Origin of the sequence: Myxococcus sp. CA033, assembly GCF_013336625.1 — a bacterium.
In the GTDB taxonomy this organism is placed as follows: domain Bacteria; phylum Myxococcota; class Myxococcia; order Myxococcales; family Myxococcaceae; genus Myxococcus; species Myxococcus llanfairpwllgwyngyllgogerychwyrndrobwllllantysiliogogogochensis.
Window position 1 is genome coordinate 1 of record NZ_JABUMU010000048.1, and the last position, 6,155, is coordinate 6,155.

Sequence of the window (6,155 nt, forward strand, 5' to 3'; positions counted from 1 at the left end):
GATGACCGCCGCTACCTCGACATGGCCCTGCTGACTTCAAACCCAGACACCGCTGAATGAATCCGCCAAGGAGCCTTCCTCCCCCGTTCCCCCTCCGAACCAACTACACACGATTCGGGACTTGACCGTCCAGCCGAATCCGAGAAGCTGGCGCGCCCTTGGCGCTGTCGTCCTCAAGGTGCTGGGCGAGCCGTTCCAGCCAGACGGGTTCCCTGCAACGGAATCAACAGGCAACCGCGCGTACACTTGGTTCTGCCTGGGGTAGGCGTGCCTCCCTGTCTGGAATGACGCGGTGGGAGTTGAATGGAATACAGGGCTTGGTGAGTAGCGTCAGGCGAATCACAGTGGTGGTGCTTGTAACGGCATGCTCCTGGGGGCTGGATAGTTATTGGTCTGCAGTCCTTCAAAAGGAGCACCGCGTCATGTCGAAGTGGCGATTCGCGTTTTCTTGCCTCGTTGTGGCGGGCATTGCCCTCACTTCAGGCCCGGCCCGTGCTGCTGGTTGGGTCCCGTGCGGTAGTTTGAGTCAGTTTGCGAGCGATAAGTGTACGCTCCCTGGCTATCCGCCTGCACAGTACGACTATGGCATGGTGGTCAACTCTGATGAGCCCCTTCGCGTCACCTGCACCTACTGGACCTATGGGCAGAGAATCTACAATTCTGAGCCCTTCTTCGCATACAGCGATGACCCGACGACGGGGCAGCACTGGGGTGGGTTCGTGTTCTATCGGAATACGCTGGCGGCTGACGATGATGTCTGTACCAGAGGAGCCTGGCGCCAAAAGTACTGGTATCTGGAGGGCTTGAACAAGATTACGCTTCCGGCGGGGCATGGATGCATGGACTGGGGAGTCTGGTGTCGAGCCAAGTGATGTGACTCCTGTCTCTCGACTTGGCCACATCATCGAAGGTTGATTTCTGATTTGAGTGAACTCTCCGTCAGGGCTTGCTCGTTCGCGTGTCGCGGCCGGGTGGATGTTCATCCATCCCACTCAGTGTCGCCATCAGGTTGTGGCGGGGCATGTTGCTGCCCCCGCCCACAGCCGATGCCCGGAAGTGACCGAATCCAAGTCGACCACGAAGCTGTCGAAGAAGCGGAAGCGCTCGAGGAGTGTCGTTCGGGCCTGGGATGCCCGGAGCCGCTCTCCCCGCGTGGACGGGGAGATCACTCGATGATCGGGAAGGCCAGCCGCGGAGGGCCGGGCTCGAAGTCGAACTCGACGTTCGCTTTCGCCATGGTGGCTAGGAAGTCGTCGGCGAGCTTCACTGTGGGCGCCTGGGCCTCGAGCTGACGCTGCTGCTCGGCGCGCTGCGCCGCCGGGCGCTCGTTCTCCTTGGCGAAATCGGCAGCGAGGCGGCTCCCTTGCGGGGTGTGCGGAAGGGTGCATCCGCTGAACGTCAGCCATCGGTTGGTTGCCGGACATCTCCTTGCGAGCTGCCGCCCCAGGAGGCGCTGCATGCCGAGTCCTTGCTCGGCGACGTGGAGCGCGTCTCTGTCGAAGCCAGGAGACAGGACTACGGGTGGGAGCATGTCGACGATGGGACCACCCGGACGCTGCTGTCCCTCACTGGCAGCGGCGGGGGCCACGAGGTGCTGCCCGACGGGGGCACGGCGTTCCTGCCAGACTCAAGCTGCGGTATGACAACCTGCGTGACCTGGTGGAGCGGTGGAATGCCAACGCCACGCCCGCGCGATGCGGTCGACGTCATCCGCGCGCACGCGGGGATGACCCCCAACCCCGGTGACTACCAGGAAGGAGTGGTGGACAGCCTGTGAGCCGAGACGACGAGAAGACCGCGCCGGCCGAGCCCCGGCGACAAGGGCCTCAGCGGTTGGCGGACCTGATGCGCAAGGCCATGTCCCAGGCCCGTGAGCAGCCTTCGGCGGGGCTGGTCCAGCTCGAGGCTGACTGGAAGCGGCGGGAGGTGGAGTTGCGGCAGGCCGAGGCGGCGGAAAGGGTTCGGCTCGAGGTCGCCCATGCCGATGCGTGGCCGCTGCACCTGAAGCTGTGTGCCGCCCCGTCGGAGGCAGTGGAAGTCCTCACCGGGGATAAGGTGTTGGAGACGGCCGCCCTCCGCGCGGCGAGGCTCGTGCTACAGGAAGGGCTGCGCACGCTGCTGCTGTCTGGCGGCACCGGAGTGGGGAAGACAGCTGGAGCGTGCCACCTCTTCCGCTCCGCGGTGCGCCACGAGCCACGCAGTGGCCAGCATCTGCCAGTGTGGGACGCGTCCGCCGGGTTCTTCGTGCGCTGGTCGCAGCTGAAGCGCGTCAGCGACGATGAGGCGGAGGACGACCAGCTTCTCCAGCGAGCCACCCGGGTGCGCGTCCTGGTGCTGGACGACGTCGATGGGTTGCCGGGCGAGGAGTTGGGCCGGCGCGACCGGGAACTCCTCGAGGAGTTGGTGGACAGGCGGGACAGGGCCGGCATGGTGACGGCGTACACCACCCACCTCTCGGTGCAGCGGAGGGAAGGCGGGCCCTCGGACTTCGCCACATACGTCGGCGCCCGCGTCGTCTCCCGCATGAGCCGCCCGGGGACGTTCCACCTGGCTGACTGCGGAAGCCGGGACCTGCGCCGGGGAGCGAAGCCGTAACGCAGTCCCTGTGCGCGCTGGGGCAGGGGCGATAGCGGCCTTGTCCTCCTGGGTCGCGGCGGCTCTGGCCTGTCGCTGGCGCACCAGCGGGCGCTGCTCGAGTACTCGCGGCGTCACGCGAGAGCGTCCAGGACGTGGGCTGTGGGCGTGGTGCTGGAGGTTCCCTGTGAAGAGCCCTTGCTCAATCTCTGTCTGGGAGGAGCGAGCCAGTACGCACGTATTCCCCCTTGTCGGTGTGAATGGCGACGAGCCCGCAGGTCGCACACGTCATTTCGACCTGGAGAGGTGGCTGTGGCATGCCCCGCTTGACCCGACTGGATTCGGGCCCCCAGATGGCGTCAGGGTCGCTCTCGCCGCCGCAGGCAATGCAGCGGAGAGAATCGAGCAGGGCCTTCCTCTCCTTTTCGTAGCCGCGATTCTCGATACCGATGAGGGCGAACAGCAGGAGGATGCCGACGCCGGTGAGCGCCAGCCACAGCGTGAAGGCATACAGAAAGTCGTACATGAACACTTCCTGGCTGGCCGGTTCTCTGTGCGGCTTCGCGACTCAGGCCGCGGGAGACGCACGGTACGTGCGCTTCGGCTCCCCCGTCTCAGTGAAGACGGCGGTGAGTCCGCACGCGGCGCACGTCGCCTGGACCAGGGCTGGAAGCTCTGGGATGGACGCGCCGTGTGAAGGAGTCATTCGCGGCGGAGCGGACCGGGCAACCGACGGGGGGGCGAACTCCCCACCACACTCCGGACATCGAAGCGGTTGGACCCAGCGTTGGAGTCGCAGTTGTTCGCGCCGCTCCGAGAAGATGATGCCCACGAGGACAATGACGGTACCGCTCAAGGTGATGCCCAACCACAGCGGGAATGCATCCATGCCGACCCCCTGACGAACTCACCGTATCAGGGCTTCTACCTGGTCTGCCTGCGGAGGTCGGAATGATGCGCTCCCGCGTCGACACGCGCAGGCGAAGCGCGTTGATGGCAAGGGTCAGGCGATGCAGCATCTCGGCCAGGCGGCATCCGGCACCACGGCATTCGGAGTCAGTGATGACCAGGTGGAGGTGGAATGACCAGCCCGGAGGTGCCATCCGCGACTTCACGGGTCGGCGGTGTCCGGGCGGGTCGTGCGGTGGATGTGGTGTTCTACGGCGTCCAGCGAACTCGCTTCGGGCCGCCCTGGTCTACGCACCTCCGGTGTGCAAATGTGAGGCAATTGCCACATAGTTGTTGAGAGTCCCACAGGGTGTCGTTGCAGCAGCGGACACCGCAGGTGTACCAGCCCGGAACGCAGGCCTCCACGACCTCAAGTGGGCACGCGAGTTCGGCTCCAGGTACGGCGCTCTCGATGGACATCTCCTCGTGGGCGATGGCATCGGATGACTCTGACGCCTCAGGGAAAGGGCCTCCGCACGCCATCACCCACACGAATCCAACCCACAACGCACAACGACGCAGTCCCACGGTAGCCATGGTTGCCTCCGCTTTGGTTTGCGTCCGCCTATCGACCAGGAGGTCGGACGCAATTCAAGAGCATCACGGCAAGTCCGAGAACTCCATGTGGCGGAATGTGAGTAGTTGCTCCAGTCAACTATTTGTCGCCTGCCGTTGTGCTTCGCCACGTTCGTGTCGGGTGGTCGGCCGCTGCTCCCGTCAGCACGGTGGCACCAGGTGCTGCCTCCGTGGATTGACGGTCGGCGTGGAATCCATGGTGGCGCGGCATGCGCCGCCTGCCGCTGAGAGAATCCAGGCCACGTGCTGCGCCTGCTGTTCCCGGAAGGCAGCATCCCGAAGAAGCTGGACGACGCACGGGTGGTGCCGCGGGCTTTCGATTCAAGCGAAATCCTCTCCTGTGCGCAGGAGGCCGCACATGGAGATAGCGAACCGTGGGCCGTCCGAAAGGCAACATTGTCTTGGGAGTGAGGATGAAGACTGTCGTCCCGATCCGGGAGAAAGGAGGCGTTGCAGACGTGTGCGGTTGGGCGTGTTGTGGCCCTGGTTCGGCAGTGTCCCTGTTTGGCTGAGCAGTCTTTGCGCAAAGGACCCATCCATGAATCCCCAAGTCATCCGCCTCCCGAGCCTTGTTGTGGCGCTCTTCCTTGTGTCCAGCTCCGCTTGGGCGGGAGAGAGTCGCCTTGCGACGTACTTGCGGCCTGTCACCGTCAAACCCTTTCCGGCGATGGCCTGCACCGACCTTGCGGCGGAGCTGGCGAGCGCCGCGGATGAGCGTGGCATCTCCATCAACAAGGAGCAGATTGTCACCACCACCGCGGAGAATGTCACCTTCGCGGGGACCAGCATCGCGGGCTTCGAGGAGGTTCCCGCGACGGAGTTCCCGAATGGGGTCGATGTCGGCTTTGTCTATGTTGATGCGCCGGAGCTCGATCTCCCCGCGGGCTTCTATGCGTTGAACGCCCATGCGAACGAAGAGGACATCCGCGAGGGCTCCTACGAAGGCACGGTGGGGCTTGTCGATCAGGATGGGCAGGAGGTCGCTCGGGTCGCCGCGACGTTCCAGACCTTCTCGGTCACCGTTCCGAAGCCGCTCCCTTTCGAGCGAACCCAGGTCGAGGCCCGGACGGAGATCGAGGATGTCCAGGGCATGCTCATGCGCCGAAGAATCGTCATCGTCTTCAGGTGCCCGAACGGAACCACCATCATCATCGTCATCAGCTTGGGCCGCAGATGATGCGCGGCCTCAGCGCGGGGCGGACGGTGTTCTTGTCATAGGTCAGCCTCGGGCGCATGCGCTCTCGTGCCGTCGCAATCCCTGTCAAAGGCCCCCGCCGTCACTATCGGCGGGGTGCCTCGGGCGCTTCCTCGCGTCGGCTTCGTTCGCCACCGCGCGCTGCACGCCCTGACGTGCGTGTACCTCCGCCCCATGGGCCCACAGGCCCATGGGGCGGAACGGCCAGCCATGCTGCAGTGCACCCTCTGGCGCTCCCTGTGAGGATGGACGTCTGAACGTCGCCCTCCGCCTGGCGTCCTCCGTGCTCGGAGTGGGAGGGACCGGCGAGTACAATCGCTGACGAAGCGGTGGCAGAGGCTACTGCGTAAGGGCCATGTCGCAGCGCCACTTCCCGATGCAACGGCAGTAGAACTCGTAGCCGTCTGTGCAGCAGGGGACGATACCGCCCTGAGTAGACGAGCAGGCCTGGCGCTCCATGTACGAGCATTGTGGAGCGCTGCATGTCGGCTCAGGGGGATTGGGGGGCGTTGTCGGGCAGGCGATGGCGACGCCGTCACAGGTCACGCCCACGTTGTTCGTCGCGCTACAGGTCGTCGCCGTCGAGGGGCAACTGACGGATCCGTTTGCGCAGGACGCTGTGCAGGTCGACAGCGTCTCCGAGGACACGCTCATCTCCCGCTGCTCATCGGACACCTCGGCCGGCGCCGCTCCACACCCGATGGCGAACACCGCGGCGCAGCTCAACAGCAACAGCCCTCTCTGCCAACGTGAGTGAGCCAGTCCGTACCCGGCAGTTTAGTGTGCAGGGCGACCCAGGCAGGGACGATGAAACCGGTGGTGGAAGAGGTTCGGGTCAGGGAGACCGAGGTGGAGGAGAAGG

Annotated in this window: 7 protein-coding genes; 4 read left to right on the forward strand and 3 right to left on the reverse strand. The window is 64.9% G+C overall.

Features of this window, described 5'->3' with window-relative positions:
- Positions 1-1,165: 1,165 nt before the first annotated feature.
- Positions 1,166-1,459, reverse strand: coding sequence for a hypothetical protein (locus HUA78_RS45400; protein ID WP_174479093.1), 294 nt, complete (start codon positions 1,457-1,459; stop codon positions 1,166-1,168).
- Positions 1,460-1,773: 314 nt separating this feature from the next.
- On the opposite strand from HUA78_RS45400, the gene HUA78_RS45405 reads away from it, so the two are divergent.
- Positions 1,774-2,595, forward strand: coding sequence for a hypothetical protein (locus tag HUA78_RS45405; RefSeq protein WP_174479094.1), 822 nt, complete (start codon positions 1,774-1,776; stop codon positions 2,593-2,595).
- 181 nt (positions 2,596-2,776) lie between these two features.
- Here HUA78_RS45405 and HUA78_RS45410 read toward each other — a convergent pair whose 3' ends face one another.
- Both HUA78_RS45410 and HUA78_RS45415 read right to left on the reverse strand, forming a co-directional pair.
- Positions 2,777-3,100, reverse strand: coding sequence for a hypothetical protein (locus HUA78_RS45410; protein WP_174479095.1), 324 nt, complete (start codon positions 3,098-3,100; stop codon positions 2,777-2,779).
- Positions 3,101-3,142: 42 nt separating this feature from the next.
- Positions 3,143-3,463: a hypothetical protein gene (locus tag HUA78_RS45415; RefSeq protein ID WP_174479096.1), complete on the reverse strand. Its 321-nt coding sequence runs from the start codon at positions 3,461-3,463 to the stop codon at positions 3,143-3,145.
- 878 nt (positions 3,464-4,341) lie between these two features.
- Here HUA78_RS45415 and HUA78_RS45420 point away from each other — a divergent pair.
- From HUA78_RS45420 to HUA78_RS45430, 3 genes are all read left to right on the forward strand, one after another.
- On the forward strand, positions 4,342-4,509 hold the full coding sequence (locus HUA78_RS45420; protein WP_174458903.1) for a hypothetical protein: 168 nt from the start codon (positions 4,342-4,344) through the stop codon (positions 4,507-4,509).
- 256 nt (positions 4,510-4,765) lie between these two features.
- Positions 4,766-5,275: a hypothetical protein gene (locus HUA78_RS45425; protein WP_174463743.1), complete on the forward strand. Its 510-nt coding sequence runs from the start codon at positions 4,766-4,768 to the stop codon at positions 5,273-5,275.
- Between the two features lie 475 nt (positions 5,276-5,750).
- Positions 5,751-6,050 carry a hypothetical protein gene (locus HUA78_RS45430; protein WP_217442877.1) on the forward strand — a complete coding sequence of 100 codons (300 nt, stop codon included), beginning with the start codon at positions 5,751-5,753 and terminating at the stop codon, positions 6,048-6,050.
- Positions 6,051-6,155: the final 105 nt, after the last annotated feature.

Excerpts from the sequence above, each read along its gene's own strand:
- HUA78_RS45400 (WP_174479093.1), bottom strand. The coding sequence starts at position 1,459 with ATGCAGCGCCTCCTGGGGCGGCAGCTCGCAAGGAGATGTCCGGCAACC.
- HUA78_RS45410 (WP_174479095.1), bottom strand. The coding sequence starts at position 3,100 with ATGTACGACTTTCTGTATGCCTTCACGCTGTGGCTGGCGCTCACCGGC.
- HUA78_RS45415 (WP_174479096.1), bottom strand. The coding sequence starts at position 3,463 with ATGGATGCATTCCCGCTGTGGTTGGGCATCACCTTGAGCGGTACCGTC.
- HUA78_RS45425 (WP_174463743.1), top strand. The coding sequence starts at position 4,766 with ATGGCCTGCACCGACCTTGCGGCGGAGCTGGCGAGCGCCGCGGATGAG.
- HUA78_RS45430 (WP_217442877.1), top strand. The coding sequence starts at position 5,751 with ATGTACGAGCATTGTGGAGCGCTGCATGTCGGCTCAGGGGGATTGGGG.